24 protein-coding genes are annotated in these 23,649 nt (G+C 73.9%); 8 read left to right on the top strand and 16 right to left on the bottom strand.

Features of this window, described 5'->3' with window-relative positions:
- The first annotated feature begins 202 nt into the window (after positions 1-202).
- Together PED38_RS09690 and PED38_RS09685 are read left to right on the top strand one after the other, a co-directional pair.
- Positions 203-856, top strand: coding sequence for a hypothetical protein (locus tag PED38_RS09690; protein ID WP_270981016.1), 654 nt, complete (start codon positions 203-205; stop codon positions 854-856).
- 13 nt (positions 857-869) lie between these two features.
- A complete protein-coding gene (locus PED38_RS09685; protein WP_063070660.1) occupies positions 870-1,100 on the top strand; it encodes a hypothetical protein in 231 nt (76 codons plus the stop codon).
- Positions 1,101-1,221: 121 nt separating this feature from the next.
- Here PED38_RS09685 and PED38_RS09680 read toward each other — a convergent pair whose 3' ends face one another.
- Positions 1,222-2,976 (bottom strand): pyruvate dehydrogenase, encoded by a 1,755-nt coding sequence (locus PED38_RS09680; RefSeq protein WP_270981015.1) that lies wholly within the window; start codon positions 2,974-2,976, stop codon positions 1,222-1,224.
- 116 nt (positions 2,977-3,092) lie between these two features.
- On the opposite strand from PED38_RS09680, the gene PED38_RS09675 reads away from it, so the two are divergent.
- Positions 3,093-3,851, top strand: coding sequence for a DUF1684 domain-containing protein (locus PED38_RS09675; protein ID WP_270981014.1), 759 nt, complete (start codon positions 3,093-3,095; stop codon positions 3,849-3,851).
- A 92-nt stretch (positions 3,852-3,943) separates the two neighbouring features.
- On the opposite strand, the gene PED38_RS09670 is transcribed toward PED38_RS09675, so the two are convergent.
- Positions 3,944-6,085 (bottom strand): S9 family peptidase, encoded by a 2,142-nt coding sequence (locus tag PED38_RS09670; protein WP_270981013.1) that lies wholly within the window; start codon positions 6,083-6,085, stop codon positions 3,944-3,946.
- Between the two features lie 154 nt (positions 6,086-6,239).
- Here PED38_RS09670 and PED38_RS09665 point away from each other — a divergent pair, with 154 nt between their 5' ends.
- Positions 6,240-7,088: a TetR/AcrR family transcriptional regulator gene (locus PED38_RS09665; protein WP_270981011.1), complete on the top strand. Its 849-nt coding sequence runs from the start codon at positions 6,240-6,242 to the stop codon at positions 7,086-7,088.
- 37 nt (positions 7,089-7,125) lie between these two features.
- On the opposite strand, the gene PED38_RS09660 is transcribed toward PED38_RS09665, so the two are convergent.
- The 5 genes from PED38_RS09660 to PED38_RS09640 all read right to left on the bottom strand — a co-directional run bounded on the left by PED38_RS09660 (position 7,126) and on the right by PED38_RS09640 (position 11,149).
- The gene (locus PED38_RS09660; RefSeq protein WP_270981009.1) at positions 7,126-7,677 is read right to left on the bottom strand and encodes a GNAT family N-acetyltransferase; all 552 of its coding nucleotides are present in this window, start codon (positions 7,675-7,677) and stop codon (positions 7,126-7,128) included.
- 12 nt (positions 7,678-7,689) lie between these two features.
- Entirely contained in the window at positions 7,690-8,280 is a 591-nt protein-coding gene (locus PED38_RS09655; protein WP_270981008.1) for a GDSL-type esterase/lipase family protein, read from the bottom strand.
- A gap of 67 nt (positions 8,281-8,347) precedes the next feature.
- Positions 8,348-8,791: a hypothetical protein gene (locus tag PED38_RS09650; protein WP_063070665.1), complete on the bottom strand. Its 444-nt coding sequence runs from the start codon at positions 8,789-8,791 to the stop codon at positions 8,348-8,350.
- Positions 8,788-10,314 carry an SDR family oxidoreductase gene (locus tag PED38_RS09645; RefSeq protein ID WP_063070666.1) on the bottom strand — a complete coding sequence of 509 codons (1,527 nt, stop codon included), beginning with the start codon at positions 10,312-10,314 and terminating at the stop codon, positions 8,788-8,790. The genes PED38_RS09650 and PED38_RS09645 overlap by 4 nt, the downstream gene beginning before the upstream one ends.
- Positions 10,315-10,387: 73 nt before the next feature.
- Positions 10,388-11,149: an SRPBCC domain-containing protein gene (locus tag PED38_RS09640; protein WP_270981006.1), complete on the bottom strand. Its 762-nt coding sequence runs from the start codon at positions 11,147-11,149 to the stop codon at positions 10,388-10,390.
- Positions 11,150-11,323: 174 nt separating this feature from the next.
- On the opposite strand from PED38_RS09640, the gene PED38_RS09635 reads away from it, so the two are divergent.
- Positions 11,324-12,262, top strand: coding sequence for an ROK family protein (locus tag PED38_RS09635; protein WP_270981004.1), 939 nt, complete (start codon positions 11,324-11,326; stop codon positions 12,260-12,262).
- A gap of 12 nt (positions 12,263-12,274) precedes the next feature.
- Here the strand turns inward: PED38_RS09635 and PED38_RS09630 are convergent, their stop codons facing one another.
- Positions 12,275-13,540 carry an MFS transporter gene (locus PED38_RS09630; RefSeq protein WP_254654455.1) on the bottom strand — a complete coding sequence of 422 codons (1,266 nt, stop codon included), beginning with the start codon at positions 13,538-13,540 and terminating at the stop codon, positions 12,275-12,277.
- 37 nt (positions 13,541-13,577) lie between these two features.
- On the opposite strand from PED38_RS09630, the gene PED38_RS09625 reads away from it, so the two are divergent.
- On the top strand, positions 13,578-14,258 hold the full coding sequence (locus PED38_RS09625) for a maleylpyruvate isomerase family mycothiol-dependent enzyme (protein WP_063070670.1): 681 nt from the start codon (positions 13,578-13,580) through the stop codon (positions 14,256-14,258).
- Here PED38_RS09625 and PED38_RS09620 read toward each other — a convergent pair.
- The 4 genes from PED38_RS09620 to truB are packed head-to-tail and all read right to left on the bottom strand — an operon-like array spanning position 14,255 to position 17,013.
- On the bottom strand, positions 14,255-15,187 hold the full coding sequence (locus PED38_RS09620) for a bifunctional riboflavin kinase/FAD synthetase (RefSeq protein WP_063070671.1): 933 nt from the start codon (positions 15,185-15,187) through the stop codon (positions 14,255-14,257). The two genes, PED38_RS09625 and PED38_RS09620, sit on opposite strands and share 4 nt — an antisense overlap.
- A 1-nt stretch (position 15,188) precedes the next feature.
- A complete protein-coding gene (locus tag PED38_RS09615; RefSeq protein ID WP_063070672.1) occupies positions 15,189-15,650 on the bottom strand; it encodes a hypothetical protein in 462 nt (153 codons plus the stop codon).
- A gap of 38 nt (positions 15,651-15,688) precedes the next feature.
- A complete protein-coding gene (locus PED38_RS09610; RefSeq protein ID WP_063070673.1) occupies positions 15,689-16,057 on the bottom strand; it encodes a hypothetical protein in 369 nt (122 codons plus the stop codon).
- On the bottom strand, positions 16,054-17,013 hold the full coding sequence (truB, locus tag PED38_RS09605; protein WP_270981003.1) for a tRNA pseudouridine(55) synthase TruB: 960 nt from the start codon (positions 17,011-17,013) through the stop codon (positions 16,054-16,056). Before truB ends, PED38_RS09610 begins: the two co-directional genes overlap by 4 nt.
- An 84-nt stretch (positions 17,014-17,097) precedes the next feature.
- Between truB and PED38_RS09600 the strand changes: the two genes are divergently transcribed.
- On the top strand, positions 17,098-18,093 hold the full coding sequence (locus PED38_RS09600) for a ketopantoate reductase family protein (protein ID WP_063070675.1): 996 nt from the start codon (positions 17,098-17,100) through the stop codon (positions 18,091-18,093).
- Positions 18,094-18,132: 39 nt separating this feature from the next.
- Here PED38_RS09600 and PED38_RS09595 read toward each other — a convergent pair whose 3' ends face one another.
- Complete coding sequence (locus tag PED38_RS09595) at positions 18,133-18,687, bottom strand: hypothetical protein (RefSeq protein ID WP_270981002.1); 555 nt, start codon at positions 18,685-18,687, stop codon at positions 18,133-18,135.
- Between the two features lie 37 nt (positions 18,688-18,724).
- On the opposite strand from PED38_RS09595, the gene PED38_RS09590 reads away from it, so the two are divergent.
- Positions 18,725-19,603, top strand: coding sequence for an A/G-specific adenine glycosylase (locus PED38_RS09590; protein WP_063070677.1), 879 nt, complete (start codon positions 18,725-18,727; stop codon positions 19,601-19,603).
- Between the two features lie 120 nt (positions 19,604-19,723).
- Here PED38_RS09590 and rbfA read toward each other — a convergent pair whose 3' ends face one another.
- From rbfA to PED38_RS09575, 3 genes are all read right to left on the bottom strand, one after another.
- Positions 19,724-20,248 (bottom strand): 30S ribosome-binding factor RbfA, encoded by a 525-nt coding sequence (gene rbfA, locus PED38_RS09585; RefSeq protein WP_270981000.1) that lies wholly within the window; start codon positions 20,246-20,248, stop codon positions 19,724-19,726.
- Between the two features lie 175 nt (positions 20,249-20,423).
- Positions 20,424-23,255, bottom strand: coding sequence for a translation initiation factor IF-2 (gene infB / locus PED38_RS09580; protein WP_063070679.1), 2,832 nt, complete (start codon positions 23,253-23,255; stop codon positions 20,424-20,426).
- Positions 23,256-23,351: 96 nt separating this feature from the next.
- On the bottom strand, positions 23,352-23,645 hold the full coding sequence (locus PED38_RS09575; RefSeq protein ID WP_081234819.1) for a YlxR family protein: 294 nt from the start codon (positions 23,643-23,645) through the stop codon (positions 23,352-23,354).
- Positions 23,646-23,649 lie beyond the last annotated feature (4 nt).

Genomic DNA, 23,649 nt, shown 5'->3' with positions numbered 1-23,649 from the left:
ATTCACCTATTGTGCAAATAAGGACTTCACAACCCGCACCGGGATTCCCCACTATGAGAATAACTATTTGTGAAACAAAACAGTACTGCGGAGTGGGGTGCGGCACAAGACATTGAAGGACATCACTGCAGATTCTTTTTCTCCTGGCAAGCTCTAGCCGCCGGCTCCTCGCGATTGGAGCCACCTAGCGAGAGACAAATCATTGAAGAAGCGAATCAAAATCACCGCCGCGTGCACTGCGAGCTTGGCCTTGCTGCTCGGGCTGAGCATGGGCGCTCCCGCCATGGCGGCCACGGGTGGCACGTCGCCGGATGCTCGTAAGACCGTCGTCTCGCGCTACACCACGACGGACCCCGCGTGCGTCGCCTCCGTCACGGCGGCCATCGCCGCCGGTGACGGTCACGCCTCGCTCGCCGTCTGCACCGGCACCGTCACGCTCAGGCAGTCGACGGCACGACAGGTGACGAAGGCCGACCTCAGGCAGGCGCGGTCGAGCATGAGCACCGAAAGCTTCGACGAGCTCTCGGCCGCCGTGACCGATGGCGTGGTGCGACACAAGAACTACAGCCAGAATTTCAACAACATCACCGACAGCGAGACGCAGGCGGGCGACTTCTACTACAACGGCAGCAACGTGTGGGTGACGGGCCCCTTCCTCGGGCGGGTGGGCAGCCACAACTGCACCGTCGACTACGCCGTGGGATGGACAGTCGCCAGGGAGGAATGCTCGGACATCGGCACGCCGACGCAGCGTGACCTCCGCATGCAGTGGGGCTTCTCCGAGGCGTTCGGGCCCCTCAGCGGGGACAAGATCTACACTATTCACTTCAATTCCTACGGCAGCATCTGGCAGTAGGGGAGACGACTCCATGCTCGAGAACACGAACTACGCGCACCTCGGGGTGCTGCTGCTCGTCATCGTGGCCCTCGTGCCCGCGGTCATCGCCATGGTGGCGACTGTCCGCTCGCGCGATCTGGCGACGGTGGTCAAGCTGCTCTGGCTCCTCCTCCTGACGGTCCCTCTCCTGGGAATCGTCCTGTGGCTCGGGGTCCGGCCCACGCGGTCGACGACCGCCGGAGGGCATGGCGACACGCGCTAGCCAGCGGGAGGTACGGGGATCGAGTCCGCCCGGCTCGGTCCCCGCTGCCAGACGATCGCCGGTGGCTCCTTCCGCTCCGGACACGCGGGACACCTCGCTCGCGACGCCCGAGAGGCGTCGGCTACGGCCGCGGGATGTTCCGCAGGTTCGAGCGGGCGAGCTTCACGGCCTCGCCGACGCCGCCGTTCATCACGATCTTCGACATCGAGAGCGCGAAGCCCTTCACCTGCGCGGCCGAGATCTCCGGCGGGATCGAGAGCGCCATCGGGTCGGTCACGAGGTCGACGAGCGCGGGCCCGTCGTGCGCGAACGCGGCCTCGAGCGCGCCGCGGATGTCGGCCGGGTCCTCGACGCGCTGCGAGTGGATCCCGAGCGCGGCGGCCACCGCGGCGTAGTCGACCATGGGCACGTCCACCCCGAAGTCGGGGATCCCGTCCACGAGCATCTCCACCTTCACCAGCCCGAGCGTCGAGTTGTTGAACACGACGACCTTCACGGGCAGCTGGTACGCCGCGACCGTCACGAGCTCGCCCATCAGCATCGCGAGGCCGCCGTCGCCCGAGACCGACACGACCTGCCGCTCCGGGTACGCGACCTGCGCGCCGATGGCCATGGGGAGCGCGTTGGCCATGGACCCGTGCACGAGCGAGCCGATCATCCGCCGCCGCCCGTTCGGCGTGAGGTAGCGCGCGCTCCACACGTTGCACATGCCGGTGTCGGCCGTGAAGACGGTGTCGTCGCCCGCGACCTCGTCGAGGATGCTGGCCGCGTACTCCGGGTGGATCGGCTTCAGCTTCTCGGCCTTCGACGTGTACGCGCCGACGACCTGCTCGACTTTCTTGTCCTGCTCCTTCAGCAGCTTCTCCAGGAACCTCCGGTTCGTCTTCCGCTCCACGAGCGGCAGCACCGCGCGGATCGTGGAGAGCGCGTCGCCGTGGATCGCGATGTCCACGTCGGTGCGACGGCCGAGGCGCTCGGGCGCGATGTCGATCTGCGCCGTCCGCACCTCCTTGCCGGGCAGGAACTGGTCGTAGGGGAAGTCGGTGCCGATGAGGATCAGCAGGTCGGCGCCCGAGATCCCGGCCGCCGCGGCGCCGTAGCCGATGAGGCCCGTCATGCCGACGTCGAACGGGTTGTCCTGCTGGATCACGTCCTTGCCGCGCAACGAGTGGCCGACGGGAGCCGCGATCTTCTCGGCCAGCTCCATGAGCTCGGCGTGCGCGGATCCGGCGCCGCGGCCCGCGAAGATCGCGACGCTCTTCGCCTCGTCGATGGCCGCGGCGAGCGCGCGCACATCCTCCTCGGCCGGCACGATCGCGGGACGCCTGGGCAGCGAGAACGCGGGCGCCTCGCCCTCCGCCTCGAACTCGGCGACGTCGCCCGGCAGCGTGATGACGCTGACGCCGCCGAGCGCGAGGGAGTGCCGCATCGCCTGGTCGACGACGCGCGGCGCCTGCACGGCGGTGGAGATCATCTCCGTGTAGTGCGAGCACTCGACGAAGAGGCGGTCGGGGTGCGTCTCCTGGAAGTAGCCGGAGCCGATCTGGTTCGTGGTGATGTGGCTCGCGATGGCGAGCACGGGCGCGCCCGAGCGGTGCGCGTCGTAGAGGCCGTTGATGAGGTGCAGGTGGCCGGGGCCGCAGGATCCGGCGCACACGGCGAGCTTTCCCGTCAGCTGGGCCTCGGCGGACGCGGCGAACGCGCCGGCCTCCTCGTGCCGCACGTGGATCCAGTCGATGCCGCCCTTGCGGCTCCCTCCCGTGCGCCGGACCGCGTCCACGATCGGGTTGAGGCTGTCGCCCACGACCCCGTAGATGCGGCTCACCCCCGCCTCGATGAGCTGGGCGATGAGCTGGTCGGCGACCGTGCGTGCCATGGGAGCGTCCTTCCGTCGGTGCATCCAGTCAATACCCGACGGCTCCGCGCCGCCTCCGTGGCGGGCTCGCCGGGCGCGGCGGGAATGCCGCCGGATGCGACGCGCGTTGCCCCGGGGTGACCGACACGCGAGAGACCCCCGCCCGCCCCGCCGCATCCGACGCCGACCCCGCCGACGCTGCGCTGGCCGAGGCTGCGCTGGCTGAATACGAGGCCTGGCACCGCGCCCGCCTCGCCGCCGTGACGAGCCCGTTCGGCAGCCTCGCGCTGATCCAGACGACATGGCTCGAGCCCGGCCAGGAGGTCAGCGACCTCGAGGCGCTCGAGGGCCAGCCCGACACCGTGCAGCTCACCCGCATCGAGCGCATCTCGCTCGACACCGGCGAGCCCGAATACGGCTACCGGCTCTGGGACGCGGCGTCCCCGAAGAACCGCGCCTTCGTGGACATCGAGGTCTACCCGTACGCGCCCGAGTGGATCCTCGAGGGCCGCTTCGAGCGCGTCGACGACGACCGGGTGATCCCGTTCGAGCACATCGCCGACGCGGGCCGCACGCGCGAGCTGCCGGTGCCCGGCGACATCGTCGTGACCATCGAGGGCGAGGAGGTGCGCCTCAGCGCCTTCGCCGACGGCGACCGCCTCCAGCTCGTCTTCGCCGACGCCACCACCGGCCGCGAGAGCTACGCGCCCAGCCGCTTCCTCTTCCTCCCCCGCCCCGACGGCGACGGCCCCGTGACCCTCGACTTCACGCGCGCCGTCGTCCCGCCCTGCGGCTTCTCCGACTGGATGAACTGCCCCCTCCCGCCCGCCGGCAACCGCCTCGCCGCGGCCGTCCGCGCGGGCGAGCGGGGCGTGGTCTACCGCGACGAGGCCTGAGCCGCCGACCCGCGCCGCACTGCACCCGCGCCGCACTGCACCCGCGCCGCACTGCACGTGCGGGGCGGGCGCTCCGCGGCGGAGCGCGCGTCCTAGCCGAGCACCTCGGGCCGCACGAACTCCCTCCCGTGCACGTGCTGGTCGAGGAACGCGAGCACCGTGCCGTACCAGACCACCGACTGCTGCGGCTTCAGCACCCAGTGGTTCTCGTCCGGGAAGACGAGGAACCGGTGCGGCGTCGTGCCGTCGTCGGCCGCGTGGTGCTCGGCGAGCTCCGACCACAGGCGGAGGCTCTCGCCGATGGGCACGCGGTAGTCGCGGTCGCCGTGGATCACGAGCATGGGCGTCGAGATGTCGCGCACGGAGTGGTGCGGCGAGTTCCGGTCGAGCCCCTCGGCCGAGAAGATGCTCTGCCAGTACTGCGACGAGTCGGTGGTGGGTCCGAACTGGTCGAGCGACCACAGGCTCGCGTGGCTGACGACCGCGCGGAAGCGGTCGGTGTGGCCCGCGACCCAGTTGGCCATGTAGCCGCCGAACGAGCCGCCCAGCGCGGCCGTGCGGGTCGCGTCGACGTCGTCGCGCGCCTCGACGGCGTCGGTGATCGACATGAGGTCGGTGTACGGCGCCGCGCCCCAGGCGTCCCAGCCGCGCGCGATGAAGTCGAGGCCGTAGCCAGTGCTGAGCGCGGGATCCGGCAGCAGCACCGCGTAGCCGCGGGCCACCATCACCTGCGGCGTCCAGCGCCAGCTCCAGGCGTTCCAGCTGTTGAGCGGGCCGCCGTGGATCCACAGCAGCAGCGGCGCGGGCGCCTCGGCCGACGCGCCCTCCGGCAGCATCAGCCAGCCGCGCACGCGGGCGCCGTCGGAGGCCGTCGTCTCGACCTCGGTCATGGTGCCGGTGGTCGCGGGGATCGGCGCGGGCGTCGCGAGCTCGGTCACGGATCCGTCGGCCGCCGACACGCGCACCGGGTGGGACGGCGCCATCCACGAGGAGCGGAGCGCGAGCACGTCGCCGGTCTCGCGGTCGACCCGCACGTCGGTGTAGGTGTGGTCGTCGGTCGTGAGCTGGGCGACCCGGCCGTCGAGGCCGATGCGGAACACGGGACCGCGGCCGTCCTGGTCGGCCGTGACCACGAGGGCCTCGGAGTCGACGTCGAACTGCAGCGACGACGGCCAGCGGTCCCAGTCGGCGGCGACGCGGCGGGCGTCGGATCCGTCGAGGGCCGAGACCCAGAGCTCCTGCTGCGTGGGCGCGGCCGGCGTCGCCCGGTCGGTGCGCACGTAAGCGAGGAGGGCGCCGTCGGGGCTGATGGCGGGCATCTCGAGGTCGACGCCGGGCACGTCGAGGAGCGTGCTGCGCTCGCCGGTCGCGACGTCGATGGACACGAGCGCCTGCCGGTACCCGCGGCGCTCCTTCACACCGACGGCGACCACGAGCGTGCGGCCGTCGGGGCTGATCGCGGCGGCCGCGTGCTCGAGCGTGCGCCCGGGCCGGGGCGTGAGGTCGCGCGGCCTCGGGAGCGACGCCGGATACGGCTGCGCGGTGGCGCCGGGCGCGGACGCCGCGGAGCCGCCGTCCTCCGCCTCGGCCTCGGCGGCGAGCGCGGCGGCCGCGTCGGCGGTCGTGGGCCGGGCCGGCTCCTCGGCGAGCGCGCCGGCGAGGTCGATCGCGAGGAGGTGCGTCTCGGCGGGTCCGAGGTCGTGGTCCCAGTACCGCACGGGGTAGCTGTCGTGCAGGATCGCGTTCACCTGGAGGTCGGCGCGCTTCCTCCGGGCCACGGCGTCGGCCTCGAGGGAGCCGGATCCGGGCAGCAGCGGCGCCTGCACGACCACGGTGGAGGCGTCGCGCGCGACGGCCGCGATGCCGTCGACACCGCCCGCGAGCCGGGTGATCGCGCGGGCCTCGCCGCCGGCCGCGGGCAGGATCCACAGCTGCGCGGCCTCTCCCCCGTCGGCGTCGTCCGCGTCGGGGCGGGAGGAGACGAAGAGCAGGTCGCCGTCGGCGGTGAAGGCCGCGCCGCCCTCGCTCTTCGCGGAGCGGGTGAGGCGCCGCGGTGCGCCACCGCCCGTCGCGGGGACCACCCAGAGCGCGTGGCGGTAGCCCGTGCGCGCGGGGTCGAGCGTCGTGACGGTGAGCACCGCGCGGCGTCCGTCGGGGGAGAGCACGAGGCCGCCGAGGCGCGGGATGGCGATGAAGTCGTCGAGCTCGGAGAAGGGGATGCGGGAGTCGGGCATCCTCCTACGCTAGCCGCGGCCTCGGCGCGGGACCGGGCACGCGCCGCGCGGAGGGGCGTCGTCGACCGTCGATTTGCGCCCAAAGCATCGGCGGCGGACCGGTAGGATCTGACGCATGGAGCGGCGAGCCGGTCGGATCGGGAGGCCCGCGCGCGTGTCGCGGAGGCTCATCGCGGAGGCGGCCCTCGAGGTCGGCCTGAGCACGCTCACCCTCACCACGCTCGCCCAGCGGCTGGGCGTCGACCACTCGACGCTGTACCGCCACGTCGCCAGCCGCGACGACATCGTGCTCCTCGCCTGCGACACGGCCATCGCCCGGATGGACTGGCCGGACGTGCCCGACGCCCCCGCCGCGGAGCTGCGCGCGCCGGGCGACGCGTCCTGGCGCGCGTACCTGGAGCAGGCCGTCGAGGGCATCTGGGACATGTACGACCGGCACCCCGGCCTCGCGAGCGCCATCCACCACCTGCACGCGGCACCCGACCAGGTCGTGCTGCGCTTCACGAGCGCGATCCGCGACCTCGTCCGGATGGGCTTCGCCGAGGCGGAGGCGGTGCTGGTCCTCGACACCGTGATGGACATCGCCGTCGAGTCGTACGTCGCGTGGGAGCGGGCGCTCGCGCTCGACGCGGCCCCGCCGGCGCGTCCGCCGTCCACCGCCCCCATCGCGGACGCGACGGCGTCGGCGAGCGTCGGCCGCGGGCTCCTCACGCGGGCTTCGGGCCGGATCGCCGCGGACCGCGTGGCCGAGGAGGACGCCGGTCACTCCCCGCACGCGTCCCGTCGCGGCGGACCCGCCCACTCCTCGGGGGCGCCCGATGCCGGGCACGCGCGCGAGGAGGAGGCCCAGCGCGACGCGCTCGGCACGATGGTCCGCGTCACGGCGCGCTTCTCGGGAGAGGTCGAGACCGGCACCGCCACGACGCCGCGGGACTGGTGGCGGCGGAAGCTCGCCGTGATCCTCGCGGGCGTCGCCGACCTGCGGGCCGCGGGCGACGCCTGACCGGCTCCCCGACCGGGCGCCCCATCGGGGCGTCCCGTCAGGGCGTCCCGTCCGCGCCGCCGTGGTGGGAGGCCGCCCGCTCGTAGGTGCATTCCGCCACCCCACGGCCGTCCTCGCTCACGGCGGTGGCGATCAGGGTGAAGCCGAGGCGCTCGCACAGTGCCCGCGACGAGCGGTTCGCCGCGTCCGTGCGGGCGATGATCCGGGGGGATCCGTCGGCGAGGGCCGCCGTCACCACGGCCGAGACGGCCTCGGTGGCGAGCCCCCGTCCGCCGTGGTCCGGGTGGAAGACGTAGCCGACCTCGGCGCCCTGCTCCCGTCGGACGAGGCCCACCTCCCCGACGACGACGCCGGTGGCGAGGAGCTCGACCAGCAGCACCAGCTCGTCGTCGGGCCGGGAGAAGGCGGAGGCGGCGTACAGCGCCAGCTCCGCCGCCGTCTTCTCCCGCGTCCAGGTCCCGGCGCCGAGGTGGCGCGCGACGTCGGGTCGCGACCGGTAGGCGTGCACCGCGTCGACGTCGGCGGCCCGCGGGCGGCGGAGGCGCAGCCGCGGCGTCTCGATCACCATGTCGCCCGCGAGGTCGACCATCGTCCGTCCCCGCTAGACGCCCGGGCTCACGGCGTCGCCGTCGTCGCGACCGTCGCCGCCGCCGCCGTCCAGCACACGGGCCAGCACCTCCCGCACCGCGGCCGCGCCGTCGGGCCCGAGGTGCAGCCGGTCGTCCGTGAACGCCGGGTTGAGCTCGCCGTCGCCGAAGCCGAGCACCGGCCACAGGTCCACGTGCTCCGCGCGCACGACGGGCGCGAACTGCCGCAGGTGGATGTTGACCACGCGGATCCGCTCGGCCATCTCCCGCCCCCGCGGCGGCACGGAGAGCACCACGAGGCGCGCGGCCGGGAGGTCGCGTCGGAGGTGGGCGAGGATCGTCTCGAGCGCGCGCACCGTGAGCTCGGGGCCGCGACGGAGCCGACCCAGGTCGTGCGTGCCGACCGAGAGCACGACGGTCGCGGGATCCGCGGCCACCACCTCCGGCAGGAGCGCGAGCACGTCGTCGGTGGTCTGGCCGGCCCGGCCGAGGTCGGTCGTCGCGTCGTCGTCTCCCGCGTCGCGGGACGGGAGGAGGGCGCTCCAGCCGCCGTCCCCGGTGAGGCTGTCGCCCAGGAGGACGGTGGTCCGCGTGCGGGGTGCCATGGTGTCGCCTCTCGTCGTGCCCATCATGGCCCCCGATCCCGGCGATGTCACCGGACGGCGGGACGCCCTAGCCGCGGTTCCGGCGGAGCGCCCCGCTCCAGCGACGGCGCCGCCGGGGGCCGGCCACGAGCGCGATCACGGTGATGACGAGCGGCACGCTGAGGATCGTCGCGAGCAGCGCGCCGGCCTCGCCCGGTGTGATCCGCATGCCGAGCACGTCGACGGTCACGCGCGTGGCGGCGTGCTGCGTGAGGTCGGTGATGCTGCGGCCGTCCGCGGCCTCCGCGGGCAGCGGCGTCCAGGCCTCGGAGGGCGTGGTGCGCGGCTCGGGTGCGCGCGCGGCGCCCGCCCCCGCGTCGGACGCGCCGAGCGCCGCGAGGTCGGCCTGGGCCTGCACCGGCGCCGAGACGCTCATGGTGACGGCGGTGGCGAGGCCCGCGGACGCGAGCGCGATGCCCGCGAGGGTCAGGAGGATGAGGCCGATGCGCGGCGCCCCGGTCCGCCGGCTCACCGGGCGGCCCCCGCGGGCGCCGACTCCGGCTCGCGGGCGGTCGTGGCCGCGAGCGCCTTCGCCGTGATGCGGTTGGCCATCGACGTGAAGATCACGCCGTGGAACGGCAGGATCGAGAACCAGTAGAGCCGGCCCGCGAGGCCGGACGGGAAGAAGATCGCCCGCTGCCGGTAATCGCTGCCGCCGCCCTCGCGCGGCGTGGCGCTGAGCTCCAGCCAGGCCTCGCCCGGCAGCTTCATCTCGGCGCGGAGCCGGAGGCTCGAACCGCGCTCGATGTGCTCGACGCGCCAGAAGTCGAGCGCGTCCCCCGTCTGCAGGGAGGTGGCGCTGCGCCGGCCGCGGCGGAGGCCGACGCCGCCGACCAGCTTGTCCATGTAGCCGCGCGCCGCCCACGCCACGGGCAGCGAGTACCAGCCGTTGTCCCCGCCGATCGACTCGATGACGGCCCACAGGTCCTCGGGCGCCGCGTCGGTCGAGCGCTCCTTGAGGTCGAGGTAGACGGTGTGGCCGGACCAGTCCGGGTCGCTCGGCAGCAGGTCGCTCGGCGCGCCGACGACGGCCGAGTCCTTCCAGCTCGTCTCGACGACGCCGTCGCGCATCCGGCCGAGCGCGAGGCGCACCGAGCGGCGGTAGCCCGTGAGGCCCCCCTCGGGATCCGGGATGTAGGTGGAGATGTCGTGCTCCCCCATCACGCAGTCGTATTGCAGCGACTCGATGATGGGCACGGCCAGCGTCCGCGGGATGGGCGTGACCACGTTCACCCAGTGGGCGGCGAGGCGCGGCGCGAAGATGGGGATGGAGGCGATGGGCCGCTGCGGCAGGCCCGCCTCGACCGCGTAGCCGTTCATCATCTGGCCGTAGCGCAGGACGTCCGGGCCGCCGATGTCGAAGGTGCGGTTGAGGTCGGCGGGCAGGTCGGCGCTGGCCACCAGGTAGTAGAGGACGTCGCGGATCGCGATGGGCTGGATGAAGTTCCGCACCCAGGCGGGCGCCGGCATGAAGGGCAGCACCTCGGTGAGGTGGCGGATCATCTCGAACGACGTGGAGCCGGATCCGATGACCACGCCCGCCTGGAGCGCGATGGTCGGCACGCCGCTGGCGAGCAGGACGTCGCCCACGGCCTTGCGGCTCGCGAGGTGCTTCGAGAGCTCGTCGGTGTCCGGGTGCAGCCCGCCGAGGTAGACGATGCGTCCCACGCCCGCCGCCTTCGCGGCCTCGGCGACGTTCCGGGCGGACTCGCGCTCGGACGCGGCGAAGTCGCCCTTCGCGCCCATGCCGTGCACGAGGTAGTAGAGGACGTCGACGCCGTCGACCGCCGGCGCGAGCGTGGATGCGTCGGACAGGTCGCCCTGCACGACCTCCACGTCGTCGCGCCAGGGGACGTCCGTGAGCCGGCGCGGGTCGCGGACGAGCACGCGCACCCGGAAGCCGGCCTCGATGAGGCGCGGCACGAGCCGACCGCCGATGTAGCCGGTCGCTCCGGTCACGAGGGCGAGACGGGAGGCGACGCTCGGCGATGTCATTCCCTCACGCTAGGCAATCAGCCTGGCAAGCGGCTCCCAGGAGCCGGGGTGCCGCGTGGGCGACGGCCGGGGATCAGCCTTCGGCGGACTCGAGCTCGGCGAGGTACCGGCGCCAGGTGGCGCCGTGCTCCGCCTCGCACGTGGCCCAGTCGACCGGGACGCCGTGGACCAGGTCCTCCAGCAGGTCGAGGTGCAGGCGCCAGCTCGCCTTGAGGACGTTCGCGATGCCCGAGGGCAGCAGGCCCGAGACCGTCACGAGGAGCTCGGTCTGCCGATCGCGCGGGCCGCCGGGGACGTCCTCCAGGCGCAGGTGGAAGCGCGCCGTGACATCGCCCTCGTGCAGGAACGTGTACTCGATCTGGCGCTCCTCGTCGAACCGGCTGACGAAGCCGCCGGCGGCGGAGGAGAGGCTGCGGTCCGGCACGGTCATCCACTCGAACCAGAAGTCGCCGCCCTCGCGCTGCTCGACGGTGGCCTCCGCGAGCCAGCCCGAGAGCATGTCGCCGTCGGACACCGCGTCCCACACGATGGGCGCGGGCAGGTCGATGAGACGGCGGAAGACGAACTGGTACGGCAGGAAGACGGTGGACGCCTTCGCCTCGTCGAGCAGGGAGCCGGGGAAGGACGGGAAGCGGGCGCGGGTCTCGGTGACCTCGTCCTCGAGGCCGGTTGAGGCGGGCATCCCCTCGTCGAGCTCGCGGGAGGCGAGGCGGGCCTCGGCCGCGTCGGCGAAGTCGAGCGCGGGACCCGAGCCGCGGCGCGCTGGCGCGGCGTTCTCGGCGCGCGGGTCGGAGGGCTCTCTGGGGGCCTGTCCGGGGGCGTGATCGGGATCCACGTGCCGAGCCTAGGCGCGGAGCCGCCGGACGGCCCATGAATTCCACACAGGTGTGAGGGCAGCCGGGTCCGGCGGAGGGCGCAGGACGGGCCGCGCGTCTCCGGTCGAGGCCTCCGCCCGCCCCTATCCTGGACGCCGGTGGACGGGCGGATCCGGGACCGGGACAGGACGAAGATGCCTCGCACGCTCGCGCTCGCCGTCGACTTCGGCGGCACCAAGGTCGACTCCGCGCTCGTGGACGACGCCGGCCGCGTGCTCGAGGGGAGCCGCTTCCGGCGCCCCACGGGACCCGAGCGCTCCGCCGACGAGCTGCTCGACTCCGTCCTCGGCGTGGCCCGGCAGGCGCTCGAAGCGCTGCCCGCCGACGCGGAGCTCGTGGGCACCGGCCTCGCCGCCGCCGGCCCCGTCGACGTGCGCGAGGGCCTCGTCTCCCCGCTCAACGTCCCCGTCTGGCGCGACTACCCGCTCCGCGACCGCATCGCCGAGCTGACGCCCGACGTGCCCGTCACCCTGCAGGTCGACGGCCTCGCGATCACGCTGGCCGAGCACTGGGTCGGCGCGGGGCGCGGTTACGACGACGTGATGGGCATGATCGTGTCCACGGGCGTGGGCGGCGGCCTCGTGCTCTCGGGCCGCACGGCCGCGGGGGCAACGGGCAACGCCGGCCACATCGGGCACGTCGAGGTCGCGGGCTTCGACGACCCGTGCAGCTGCGGCGGGCAGGGGTGCGTCGAGGCCGTCGCGTCCGGGCCTCGGAGCGTCGCGTGGGCGCGCGCCCGCGGGTGGACGGGATCCACCGGCGAGGACCTCGCCGCGTCGTACCGCGACGGCGACGAGACGGCCGTCGCGGCCGTGCGCCGCGCGGGCCTCGCGATCGGCCGGGCCATCGCGTCGGCCAGCTCCCTCGTCGACCTCGACGTGGTCGCGATCGGCGGCGGCTTCAGCCGGGTCACGCCCGACCTCTTCGACATGATCCGCGAGCCCCTCGCGCTCCGCACGCAGTTCGGCTTCGTCATGAAGACGCGCGTCGTGCCGACCGGGCTCTCGGAGGACGGCCCGCTCATCGGCGCGGGCGCGCTCGTGCACCGCAAGGAGATGGTGCCGAGCTTCTGACCGGGATCCCGGTCAGCGGACGCGCGCGGCCTCGTCGCGCGCGGCGCGGTCCCAGGTGTCCTCGAGCATGCGCGGCCTCGCGAGGTAGAAGCCCGAGGCGGAGGCCACGGCGACCATGGCGAACAGCATCAGCAGCGGGACGGTCCACCCGCCGGACAGCTCGTGCAGCACGCCGAACAGCAGCGGCCCGAGGGCGCCGATCGAGTAGCCGATGCCCTGCACGAACCCGCTGAGCGCGACCACTCCCCCGTGCGTGCGGGTGCGCAGGTTGATGAGCACGAAGACGAGCGGGAACAGCAGCGGACCGGATCCCGCGGCGGCCACCCACAGGAGCGGCGCCGCGGCGGGCGCCACCAGGAGGCCCACGTAGCCGACGACGAAGAACAGCACGCCGACCTGGATCAGGATGCCGACGTTCCGCATCCGCGCGGCGAGGATCGGCATGATGATCGCGGCCGGCAGCCCCATGAACCCGAAGACCGCGAGCAGCGCGCCGGACGCGACGGGCGACTGGCCCGCCGTGTCCTGCAGCAGCGCGGGCAGCCAGGCGAACATCGCGTACGCGTTGAACGACGACGCCGCCTGGATCCCGACGAGCGCCCACGCGACCGGCGAGCGGAACACGCGGCCCGTGACGGCGGCCGGCGCCTCCTCCACCCGGTCGAGCCCGGCCGCGGCCGCGCGCTCGCGGCGGGTGTGCCGGTGGTGCTCGACGAGCAGGGCGATCCACGGCGCGAGCGCCACGACCGCGACCCCGGCCCACGCGCCGATCGCGACGCGCCAGCCGGCGCCGTCCGCCAGCGGCGCGGCGACGAGCGACGGCACGCCCGTGCTGATCGACATCATCACGGTGGTGACGGAGGTGAGCGGCCCGATCCGGCCGGGGAAGTACTTCTTCACGAGCGGCGGCAGCAGCACGTTGCCGAGGCCCATGCCCGCGAGCGCGAGGATCGTGCCGATGCCGAAGACGACCACGTGCGACGAGCCGGCGCGCACGAGGTGCCCGGCGATCATGGCGGCGAGGCCCACGACGACCGTGAGCTCGAGGCCCAGGCGGCGCGAGATCGCGGGCGCCAGGAGGCCGAAGAGCGCGAAGCAGACGGGCGGCAGGGCGCCGAGCACGCCGATCGACACGGTGTCGAGCGGCACGTCGCGGCCGATCTCGTCGACGATCGGCGAGAAGACGGCGACGGCGGTGCGGAGGTTCAGGGCCACCAGCACGATGCCGACGAGGGCGAGGAGCGCACCCGCGCGGGGAGCGGCGGGAGGAGTCGTCACCACCAGATTCTACGGCGGCCGGAATAGGCTCTCGGCCATGAGCGAGATCTCCCGTCACCTGCCCCTCAGCCAGCGCCCCTCCGAGCCCGAGGCGCGCGTGACGGGCGTCTGGAGCGCCGAGATCGCCGACGTCCTCGACCGCACGGCCGACCTCCTCGCCTCCCTCGACGCGGACGGCTGGGAGGCCGCGAGCATGTGCGAGGGCTGGACCGTGCGCGACGTCGCCGGGCACGTCGTCTGGCGGGTGGGCGCGAGCAACGGCGCCATGGTGCGCACGGCCGTGGGATCCATGCGCCGCCGCCCCCACCTCAACCCCATGCACGTGATGGACGACCTCAGCGCCGACGAGGCCCGCCGCGCCCCCGAGGACCTCGTCGCCCGGATCCGCGCCATCGCCGCCGAGAAGCGCGCCGGCAAGGGCCGCAAGCGCCTGCCGGAGCTCCTCGAGGTGGTCGTGCACGCGTTCGACATCGCGCACGCGCTCAAGGTGGACCTGGAGCTCGACCACCGCTCGACGGGCGCCGTCGCGGTGGCCCGCGCGGCGATCGCGCCCGCCGGGATCCGCGGCGTGCTGCGCGCCCGGACGCTCCGCGCCTCCGACGCCGGCTGGAGCGTGGGCCACGGCCCCGCCATCGAGGCCACCGCGTCGACGCTGATCATGTACCTCTTCGGCCGCACGCCCCGCCCCGAGGGCGACGCCGCGGGAGACGCCGCCTAGATCCCGAGCACCGCACGGGTGCGCACGACGTCGTCCGTCATCTGCGCGATCAGCGGCTCGCGGCCCTCGTACGCGACCATGCCGCGGATCCGGCTGACGAACACGACCTCGACCTCGTGGTCGTACAGGTCGAGCGTCTCGTCCAGCACGAACGCCTCGACGACGCGGGGCCGGACGCCTGCGAATGTGGGGTTCGTGCCGACGGAGATGGCCGACGGGTAGGTGCGGTCGCCGTCGCGCAGCCAGCCGGCGTAGACGCCGTCGGCCGGGATGAGGCCCTCGGCCTCGGGCGAGAGGTTGGCGGTGGGGAAGCCGAGCTCGCGGCCGCGCTTCTCGCCGTGCACGACGACGCCGCGGACGGCGGGGCAGCGGCCGAGGAGCTCCGCCGCGGCCGTCACGTCGCCGCGGTCCATGAGGTCGCGGATCCACGTGGAGGAGACCTTGCGGCTGCCGTCCGGCATGACGTCGCCGACCACCACCGTGCGGAAGCCGTGGCGCTCGCCGAGGCGCGTGAGGGTGGCGGCGTCGCCCGCACCCTGCGCGCCGAAGCGGAAGTCCTCGCCCACGAGCACGACCCGGGCGCCGAGGGCGTCGACCAGCACCGTGCGGACGAACTCCTCGGGGCTCAGCCGCTGCAGGCGCTCGTCGAACGGGAGCATGAGGGTCGCGTCGACGCCGAGCTCAGCGAGCAGCTCGATCTTCTGCCGGTTGCTCACGAGGCTCTGCGGGCGCGCGGCGGGCGCGAGCAGGGCGGCCGGGTGCCGGTCGAACGTGACGACGGCCGAGGCCAGGCCCTCGTCGGCGGCGATGCCCAGGAGGCCCTGGATGACCGCGCGGTGCCCGGCGTGCACGCCGTCGAACTTGCCGATGGTGACGGCGCTCGGCCCGAATCCTCCCGGCACCCCGGCCGGGTCGTGGACGACGATCACGTCAGCGGTCCCCGCGCACAGGGCGCTCGTCCACCGCGCTCACCCGCGAGCGTCCGCCGCGGCGCAGCCACCACAGCCCGAGCACGGGCAGCACCAGGGGGATGAAGCCGTAGCCGTTGCCGTAGACCGACCACACGCTGTCGTGCGGGAAGAGCTGGGCGTCGACGAGGCTCAGCGTGCCGACCACCAGCACGCCGACGAGCTCGAACGCGATGGTGGCGAACGCGATGCGGTACCAGCGGCGCGCGGAGTCCGGGCTCTTGGCGGGCGCGACCAGGGCGACCGTGGCGACGATGTAGACGACCGCGGCGAGCGCCGAGAGCGCGTACGCGACGGGGGCCTCGTCGAACTTGGTGAGGATCTGCGTGACGGACCGCCCGGTCGCGGCGAGGGCGAGCAGCCCGTAGAAGAAGACCAGGACCCGTCCGAGGCCGGTCATGCGCGAGTTCCGGGAGTCAGTCATGGCACCAGCGATTATCCCCTACCGGGGGAACGCCGCGATCACGCGGACTGCACGTTCCAGATGACGTCCATCCGGTAGACCATGATCGCGATGGCCAGGCACGAGGCGCCGAGGATGATCGTGCTCCAGCGCGTGCGCTCGACCAGGGCCCAGAAGATCGCGAGCGGCGGGATCACGAGGCCGCTCAGCAGGTACGCGTAGTACTCGACGAGGTTGCCCGACGGCGGGTTCCCCACGGCGGGGGCCGCGATCGCGACGACGAGCTGCACGACGAGCAGCACCTCGACGAGGGCGGTCGGCAGCACGGTGAGGTCGCTCGGCTTCCGTCCGATCGCCCCCACCACGAGGCAGAGCACGCCGGCCACGACGGCCACCGCGATCTGCGCGACCGTGAGCCAGCCGATCACGAGGCGCCCGGGTCGTCGGCCGGGAAGTTGACGAGGGACGTGCCGGTGCGGCCGCGGAAGCCGACCAGCCCCACGAGCCGGCCGTCGGGCGCGACCGCGGCGAGCGGATCCTCGGTGGGCGCCTCATCCGGAGTCGTCAGCTTCTTCCCGTGGCCGAGGTCGACGGCCTCCTGCGCGGTGAGGTGCAGCACGTCGAAGAGGCGGGCGGCCGCCTCGGCCGGCGGGATGAGGCGGTCGGCGACGACCATGTCATCGATCGCCACGGCGTCGTCCACGTGGAAGGGCCCGACGCGCGTGCGACGGAGGGCCGTGAGGTGCCCGCCGACGCCGAGCTCCCGGCCGAGGTCGCGCGCGAGCGCCCGCACGTACGTGCCGGACGAGCAGGTGATGCGCACGTCGAGGTCGAGCTGCGCGCCGTCCTCCTCGCCCTCCTCCGCGTCGACCGCGGAGAAGCGGAGCACGTCGAACGCGGAGACGGTGACCTCGCGCGCGGCGAGCTCGACGTCCTCGCCGGCGCGGACCCGGGCGTAGGCGCGCTTGCCGTCGACCTTGATGGCGCTCACCGCGCTCGGGACCTGCGAGATGGCGCCGCGGAGGCCCGAGATCGCGCGCTCCACGTCGGCGACGGCGAGGTCGCGGATGCGGCCGGGCTCGGCGCGCGACACGACCTCGCCCTCCCGGTCGTCGGTGCTGGTGGCGCGGCCCAGGCGGATCGTGGCCAGGTACTCCTTGTCGAGGCCGACGAGGTACGTGAGCAGGCGCGTGGAGCTGTTGACGCCGAGGATCATGAGGCCCGTCGCCATGGGGTCGAGCGTGCCGGCGTGCCCGACCTTGCGCGTGCCGGCGAGGCGGCGGGTGCGGGCGACGAGGTCGTGGCTGGTCCACTCCCCGCGCTTGTCGACGAGGAGCAGGCCGCTCGCGGTGGAGGGAGCGGCGCGGGGGGTCGGGGATTCCATGGCCTGACCATCATGCCGTGCGGGGACGCGTCCCCGGATCCGCGGAGGCGGCCCGGCTTAGGATCGGGTGTCGAGGGAGGGCCTGTGCTGATCGGGGTCGTGGGGGCCGGAGCGGTCGGTGGGACCGTCGCCGCGCTGCTGGAGCGGGCGGGCCACCAGGTGGACGTCACCGCGCGCGGGCCGCACCTGCGCGCCATCCAGGACCGCGGGCTGCGGCTGGCCGGCGGATGGGGCGCGCACGTCGCGCGCGTCGCCGCCGCCGAGCGCCTGGGACGGCCGCCCGAGCTCGCGGTGGTCGCCACGAAGATCGCCGACGCCCGCGATGCGATGCGGGAGAACGCCGGCTGGCTGAGGGGCATCCCCGTGCTCGTCGTGCAGAACGGCCTGTCGGGCCTGCGGATGGGCGCCGAGTGCCTGCCGCGCTCCCAGGTCGTGGGCGGGCTCGCGCTCCTCGCCACCTCGTTGACGGAGCCCGGGCTCGTCACCGTCACGGGACCCGCCGGCATCCACATCGGCTCGGCGGACGGCCCGGACGGCGCCGGGGTCGAGCTCGTGCGCCGCGTCCTCGACCCGGTGATGCCCGTCACCGTCGCCCCCGACTTCCGCGGCGCGCAGTGGACGAAGCTCGTCGTGAACGGCATCAACGCGGTCCCGGCGGTCACGGGCCTCAGCGCGCAGGCGGTGATCGCCGACCCGGTCATGCGGCGGATCGTCACGCGCGCCATGCAGGAGACCGTCCGCACGGGCCTCGCCCGCGGCGTCGTCTTCGGCTCGCTCGCCGGGCTCACGCACCGGCGGCTGAAGGCGTTCGCGTCGATGCCCGTCGGACTCGCCGGCCGGCTGCCCGTGTCGCTCGCGCGCGCCATGGGGAGCGTGCCGAACCCGGGGTCGACCCTGCAGAGCATCCGCCGCGACCGCCCCACGGAGATCGACCACCTCAACGGCGCCGTCGCCGCGCTCGCGCCGGGCGCCGGGCAGGACGCACGCGTGAACGCCGCGCTCGTGCAGCTCGTGCACGGCGTGGAGACGAGCGGACGGCACATCTCCCCCGCCGAGCTCGTGCGGCTCGTCCCGCGCTGATCCGGCCGGCCCCGCGCTCCACGAGCTCGGCCGACGGCGTCAGCAGCTGTCGGCGAAGACGCGCCGCGGGAGCTCGGGGTCGGTGACGTCGACGATCATGGTGGCCGCGCGCCGGGGGTTCACCGCGCGGATGTAGCGCGCGTGCGCCTCCTGCGCGGCGGATCCGGCGTCCCCGCCGGCGGTCGCGAGCGGCTCGCCGGGCAGCAGCAGGTAGACGACCGCGTTCCAGAGGCCGCGCAGCTCGGGGGCCTGGAGGGCATCGCCGGAAACCACCAGCACGGCGTCGTCGGGGGCGTCGGTCACGGGATCGCCGCCCGGACGCAGGGCGAACGGCAGGCCGGGCCGGCGGAAGGGGCGCACGAGGCCGTCGCGCAGCGCGTCCGCACCCGCGGCGTCGTGCTCCGCGGCATCCGCGACGTACGCGGCGTGACCGCCCGCGCGCAGCACGTCCGCGAGGTCACGCGCGAAGCCCGCGGGATCCGCGAGCGGGCCGCCGTCCACCGCCAGGAACGCGCGCCCGCGGCCGTAGTTGTGCAGGAACTCGTCGGCGAGCGAGGACAGGACCTCGGCGCGGGAGGCGCGGTACAGGGGCATGACCCGAGCGTAGGCCGCGCTCTCGTACGCTGGCCGCATGCCCGAGACCGCCCTCGCCCGCGACGTCAACGCCTGGTTCCGGGAGAACGCGCGCGACCTGCCGTGGCGACGCGAGGGGTTCGGATCCTGGGGCATCCTCGTCAGCGAGTTCATGCTGCAGCAGACGCCCGTGGTCCGGGTGATCCCGCGGCTCGAGGAGTGGCTCGTGCGCTGGCCGACGCCCGCCGCGCTCGCCGCGACGCCAGCGAGCGAGGCCGTCCGCGCGTGGGGCCGGCTCGGCTACCCGCGCCGGGCGCTCAACCTGCACGCGTGCGCGGTCGCGATCACGGAGCGGCACGGCGGCGAAGTGCCCGAGGACGTCGACGCCCTGCTCGACCTGCCCGGCGTCGGTCCGTACACGGCGCGCGCCGTCGCCGCCTTCGCGTTCGGGCACCGGCACCCGGTGGTCGACGTCAACGTGCGGAGGGTGATCGCGCGCGCGGTCGCCGGCCAGGGCGATCCGGGTCCCGCGCGCACCGCGGCCGACCTCGCCGCCATGGAGGCGCAGCTGCCGGCCGACGTCGCCGAGGCGCGGGTCTTCAACGCGGGCGCGATGGAGCTGGGCGCGGTCGTCTGCACGGCGCGGTCGCCCCGCTGCGAGGAGTGCCCGATCCGGGGCATCTGCGCGTGGCGCGCGGCCGGCTACCCGGCCTACGACGGCCCGGTGCGCGTGGTGCAGAAGAAGTACGAGGGATCCGACCGCCAGGTGCGCGGGCTGCTGCTCGCCGAGCTGCGGTCGAGCCACTCCCCCGTGAGCGCCGCCGACCTCGCGACCGCATGGCCGGAGCCCGTGCAACGGGACCGCGCGCTCGCCGGGCTCGTGGCCGACGGGCTCGCCGTGGTCCAGCCCGACGGCACGTACGCCCTGCCGAGCTGACGCGCGCGGCGACGCGTCGATCCACCTACGCACGCACGGAGGGGGCGCGCGTCCCTCGACGCGCGCCCCCTCATCGAAGCCGGATCAGCGCTCGACGCCGGATCAGGGCGCCGTGCCGGATCAGTGCGCCGGCGTGAACCCGGGCGCCGTCGGGTCGCCGAGGTCGCCGTCGGCAACCTCGTCGTCCTCGTCGTCCTCGTCGTCCTCGTCCTCGTCGTCCTCCAGGACGCGCGGCTTGACGTACGGGTCCTCGTCGCCCGCGTAGACGCCGGCCTTCGCCTGCGCCTGCACGTCGGCGTCGCGGCGACGCGCCTCCTCGAGGAGGGCGTCGATCGCGGCCGCGTTCTCCGGCACGCCGTCGAGGATGAACTCGAGCGACGGCGTGAGGCGCGCGGTGATGTTCTTGCCGACCTCGCTGCGGAGCATGCCCGTCGCGGACTTCAGGGCCGCGGCCGTGTCGGCGCGCTCCTCGTCGGTGCCGTAGACCGTGTAGAAGATGCTGGCGTGCTGCAGGTCGCCCGTGACGCGGACGTCGGTGACGGTCACGAAGCCGAGGCGCGGGTCCTTGATGCCCCGGTCGAGCTTGCGCGCGACGATCTCCTTGATGCGGTCGGCCATCTTCCGGGCCCTCGCGTGATCGACCATGGTCGACGTCCTTCCGTGACGGATGCGGCCGGGCGAGACCCGGCATCGTGCTGACGCCCCGCGGGTGGCGGGTACGGCCGGACGTGAGCGCCCGGATGGTGCTGGCGCCCCGCGGGTGGCGGGACGGGGAGGGCCCCGCTCCCCTGGTGGGGAGCGGGGCCCGGATCGGCCGGGGTCAGACCCGCGGCTTCTCCTTCATCTCGATCGTCTCGATCTCGTCGCCGATCTGGATGTCGTTGAACTTGCCGAGGCCGATGCCGGCCTCGTAGTCCGTGCGGACCTCGGACACGTCGTCCTTGAACCGACGCAGCGACTCGATCGCCAGGCTGTCGCCCACCACCACGCCGTCGCGGATGACCCGCGCCTTGGCGTTCCTGGTGATGGTGCCCGAGCGGACGATGACACCCGCGATGTTGCCGAACTTCGAGGAGCGGAACACCTCGCGGATCTCGGCGACGCCGGACTGGACCTCCTCGTACTCGGGCTTGAGCATGCCCGTGAGGCTCGACTCGATCTCCTCGAGCGCCGAGTAGATGACGCTGTAGAAGCGGATGTCGACACCCTCGCGCGCCGCGCGGGCGCGGGCCTTCGGGTCGGGGCGGACGTTGAACCCGATGATGATCGCGTTGTCGATCGTCGCCAGGTTGACATCGCTCTCGGTGACCGCTCCGACGCCGCGGTGGATGATCCGCAGCTGCACGGAGTCGTCCACCTCGATCTTCATGAGCGACTCCTCCAGCGCCTCGACGGCACCGGACACGTCGCCCTTGATGATGAGGTTGAGCGACTCGACCTTGCCCTCCTCCAGCGCACGCGTGAAGTCCTCGAGGCTGATGCGCTTGCGGGCCTTCGCCAGCTGGGCGTTGCGCTCGACGGCCTCGCGCTTCTCGGCGATCTGACGGGCGGTGCGGTCCTCCTCGGTGACGAGGAAGGTGTCGCCCGCGCCGGGGACCGACGAGAGGCCCTGGACCTGGACGGGCCGCGAGGGGTAGGCCTCGTGGACCGCGTCGCCGTTCTCGTCCATCATCGCCCGGACGCGGCCGTAGGCCGTGCCCGCCACGATGGCGTCGCCCACGCGGAGCGTGCCCGACTGGATGAGGACGGTCGCGACCGCACCGCGGCCCTTGTCGAGGCGGGCCTCGATGGCCACGCCGCGCGCGTCCTTGTTCGGGTTGCTGCGCAGGTCGAGACCGGCGTCGGCGGTGAGCAGGACGGCCTCGAGGAGGTCATCCACGCCCTTGCCGGTGAGCGCCGAGACGTCGACGAACATGACGTCTCCGCCGTACTCCTCGGCGACCAGGCCGTACTCGGTGAGCTGCTGGCGCACCTTGGCGGGGTTGGCCCCCTCCTTGTCGACCTTGTTGACCGCGACCACGATCGGCACGTTCGCCGCCTGGGCGTGGTTCAGGGCCTCCACCGTCTGCGGCATGATGCCGTCGTCGGCCGCGACCACGAGGATCGCGATGTCGGTGACCTGAGCACCACGGGCGCGCATGGCGGTGAACGCCTCGTGGCCCGGGGTGTCGATGAAGGTGATGGCGCGCTCGTAGCCCTCGTGCGGCGCCCAGACCTGGTACGCGCCGATGTGCTGCGTGATGCCGCCCGCTTCGCCCTCGATGACGTTGGCGTTGCGGATGGCGTCGAGCAGGCGCGTCTTGCCGTGGTCGACGTGGCCCATGACGGTGACGACGGGCGGCCGGATCTCCAGCACGTCGTCGTCCTCGTCCTCGAGCTCCTGGTCGAGGTCGATGTCGAAGCCCTCGAGCAGCTCGCGGTCCTCGTCCTCCGGGGAGACGACCTGGATCTTGTAGCCGAGCTCCGTGCCGAGCACCTCGAAGGTGGCCTCGTCGAGCGACTCGGTCGCCGTCGCCATCTCACCGAGGTGGAACAGCACGGTCACCAGGTTGCCGGGGCTCGCGTCGATCTTGTCGGCGAAGTCGGAGATGGACGCGCCGCGACGCAGGCGGACGACCGTGTTGCCGTCGCCGCGGGGGACGCTGACGCCACCCAGCGACGGGGCCTCGCGCAGCTCGAACTCGGCCCTCTTCGTCCGCTTCGACTTGCGCGACTTGCTCTTGCCGCCGCCGCGCCCGAAGGCACCTGCGGTGCCGCCGCCGGGGCCGCGGCCGCGGCCGCCGCCACCGGGACGACCGGCGAAGCCGCCGGCCGGACGCTGGAAGCCGCCGGCGGCGGGGGCGCCGGGGCGTCCCGCTCCACCGGGTGCGCCGCCGGGACGACCGGCGCCCGCGGGGCGCTGGCCGAAGCCGGCAGGACGCGCGCCCTGGCCGACGCCGCCGGGACGCGGGGCGCCGGGGCGGGGGGATCCGGGACGGGGAGCGGCCGGGCGGGGGCCAGCGGCTCCCGCGGCGGGGCGCTGGCCCATGCCCTGGTTGCTCGCGAACGGGTTGTTGCCCGGGCGGGGCTTGGTGCCCATGCCCTGGTTGCTCGCGAAGGGGTTGTTGCCGGGGCGCGGGGCCGCCGGACGCGGGATCCCGGGTCGCGGGATGCCGTTGGAGGGCGCCGGGGTGCTGCCGGCGTCCGGGCGCGGGGCGCTCGGGGTCGACGCGGCCGGGGCCTCGGAGGTGGTGGACGCGGCCGACTTCTCGGCCTGCGCCTTCTCCTCGGCGGCGGCCTTGCGGGTCGCCTCGGCCTGGGCCTGGCGCTCCGCGACGGTCAGCGGCGCGACCGGAGCCGGCACGTCGGACGCCTCGGGGGCGTCAGCGGCGGGAGCCGTGGGCTGCGGGCCGGGGGTGGGACGACCGCCGGGCTTCGGGGCCGACGAGCGGCTCCCGGGGCGCGGGGCGGACGAGGGAGCCGCTGCGGGCGCCGCGGCCTGGCCGGTGACCCCGGCGGCCTCGAGCGCCGCCTTGAGCTTGCGGGCCACGGGGGGCTCGATGCTCGACGACGGTCCCTTGACGAACTCCCCCATCTCCTTGAGCTTGGCGAGTGCGGTCTTGCTGTCGACGCCGATCTCGGCGGCGATCTCGTGTACGCGTGGTTTTGCCACTGTTCTCCTGTCTGGGGGTCCTCTCCCAGGCAGGAGGGGACCGCTAGTGCTGGACGGATCTCATTTCGAGCCGCTCATTAGTTGTCCATGTGCCGTTCAGCCTGTTCTCTCGGATGCTCGCGCGCTCGGCTGGGCCGCGAGCCGCTCTCGTAGTCCCCCAAGAGCTGCGGGGTCGAGCGCCGCCTCGCTGCGCAGGGCCCGCCCGAAGGCGCGCCTCGCGATTGCTCGGTCGATGCACTCGATGGTCGGATGGATCCACGCGCCCCTGCCGGCCATCACCGCGCGCTCGTCGAGGACGAGGGAGCGGGTGGGGGGATCGGCGACGATCCGCTGGAGAGCGGACCTCGGGGCACGCCGACGACAGCCGACGCACGTTCTTACCGGATCCATACTA

This window comes from Clavibacter sp. CT19 (assembly GCF_027858075.1).
Lineage (GTDB): Bacteria > Actinomycetota > Actinomycetes > Actinomycetales > Microbacteriaceae > Clavibacter > Clavibacter tessellarius_A.
The sequence above is the reverse complement of the archived record's forward strand: the minus strand, read 5'-3'. Positions and strand labels throughout refer to the sequence as shown.

What these genes read in the sequence shown, in the direction of transcription:
- PED38_RS09670 (WP_270981013.1), bottom strand. Translation starts at nt 6,085, where the DNA reads ATGCCCGACTCCCGCATCCCCTTCTCCGAGCTCGACGACTTCATCGCC.
- PED38_RS09615 (WP_063070672.1), bottom strand. Translation starts at nt 15,650, where the DNA reads ATGACTGACTCCCGGAACTCGCGCATGACCGGCCTCGGACGGGTCCTG.
- PED38_RS09660 (WP_270981009.1), bottom strand. Translation starts at nt 7,677, where the DNA reads ATGGTCGACCTCGCGGGCGACATGGTGATCGAGACGCCGCGGCTGCGC.
- PED38_RS09625 (WP_063070670.1), top strand. Translation starts at nt 13,578, where the DNA reads ATGAGCGAGATCTCCCGTCACCTGCCCCTCAGCCAGCGCCCCTCCGAG.
- PED38_RS09595 (WP_270981002.1), bottom strand. Translation starts at nt 18,687, where the DNA reads ATGCCCCTGTACCGCGCCTCCCGCGCCGAGGTCCTGTCCTCGCTCGCC.
- PED38_RS09645 (WP_063070666.1), bottom strand. Translation starts at nt 10,314, where the DNA reads ATGACATCGCCGAGCGTCGCCTCCCGTCTCGCCCTCGTGACCGGAGCG.
- PED38_RS09655 (WP_270981008.1), bottom strand. Translation starts at nt 8,280, where the DNA reads ATGGCACCCCGCACGCGGACCACCGTCCTCCTGGGCGACAGCCTCACC.
- PED38_RS09680 (WP_270981015.1), bottom strand. Translation starts at nt 2,976, where the DNA reads ATGGCACGCACGGTCGCCGACCAGCTCATCGCCCAGCTCATCGAGGCG.
- PED38_RS09575 (WP_081234819.1), bottom strand. Translation starts at nt 23,645, where the DNA reads ATGGATCCGGTAAGAACGTGCGTCGGCTGTCGTCGGCGTGCCCCGAGG.
- PED38_RS09635 (WP_270981004.1), top strand. Translation starts at nt 11,324, where the DNA reads ATGCCTCGCACGCTCGCGCTCGCCGTCGACTTCGGCGGCACCAAGGTC.
- rbfA (WP_270981000.1), bottom strand. Translation starts at nt 20,248, where the DNA reads ATGGTCGATCACGCGAGGGCCCGGAAGATGGCCGACCGCATCAAGGAG.
- truB (WP_270981003.1), bottom strand. Translation starts at nt 17,013, where the DNA reads ATGGAATCCCCGACCCCCCGCGCCGCTCCCTCCACCGCGAGCGGCCTG.
- PED38_RS09685 (WP_063070660.1), top strand. Translation starts at nt 870, where the DNA reads ATGCTCGAGAACACGAACTACGCGCACCTCGGGGTGCTGCTGCTCGTC.
- PED38_RS09590 (WP_063070677.1), top strand. Translation starts at nt 18,725, where the DNA reads ATGCCCGAGACCGCCCTCGCCCGCGACGTCAACGCCTGGTTCCGGGAG.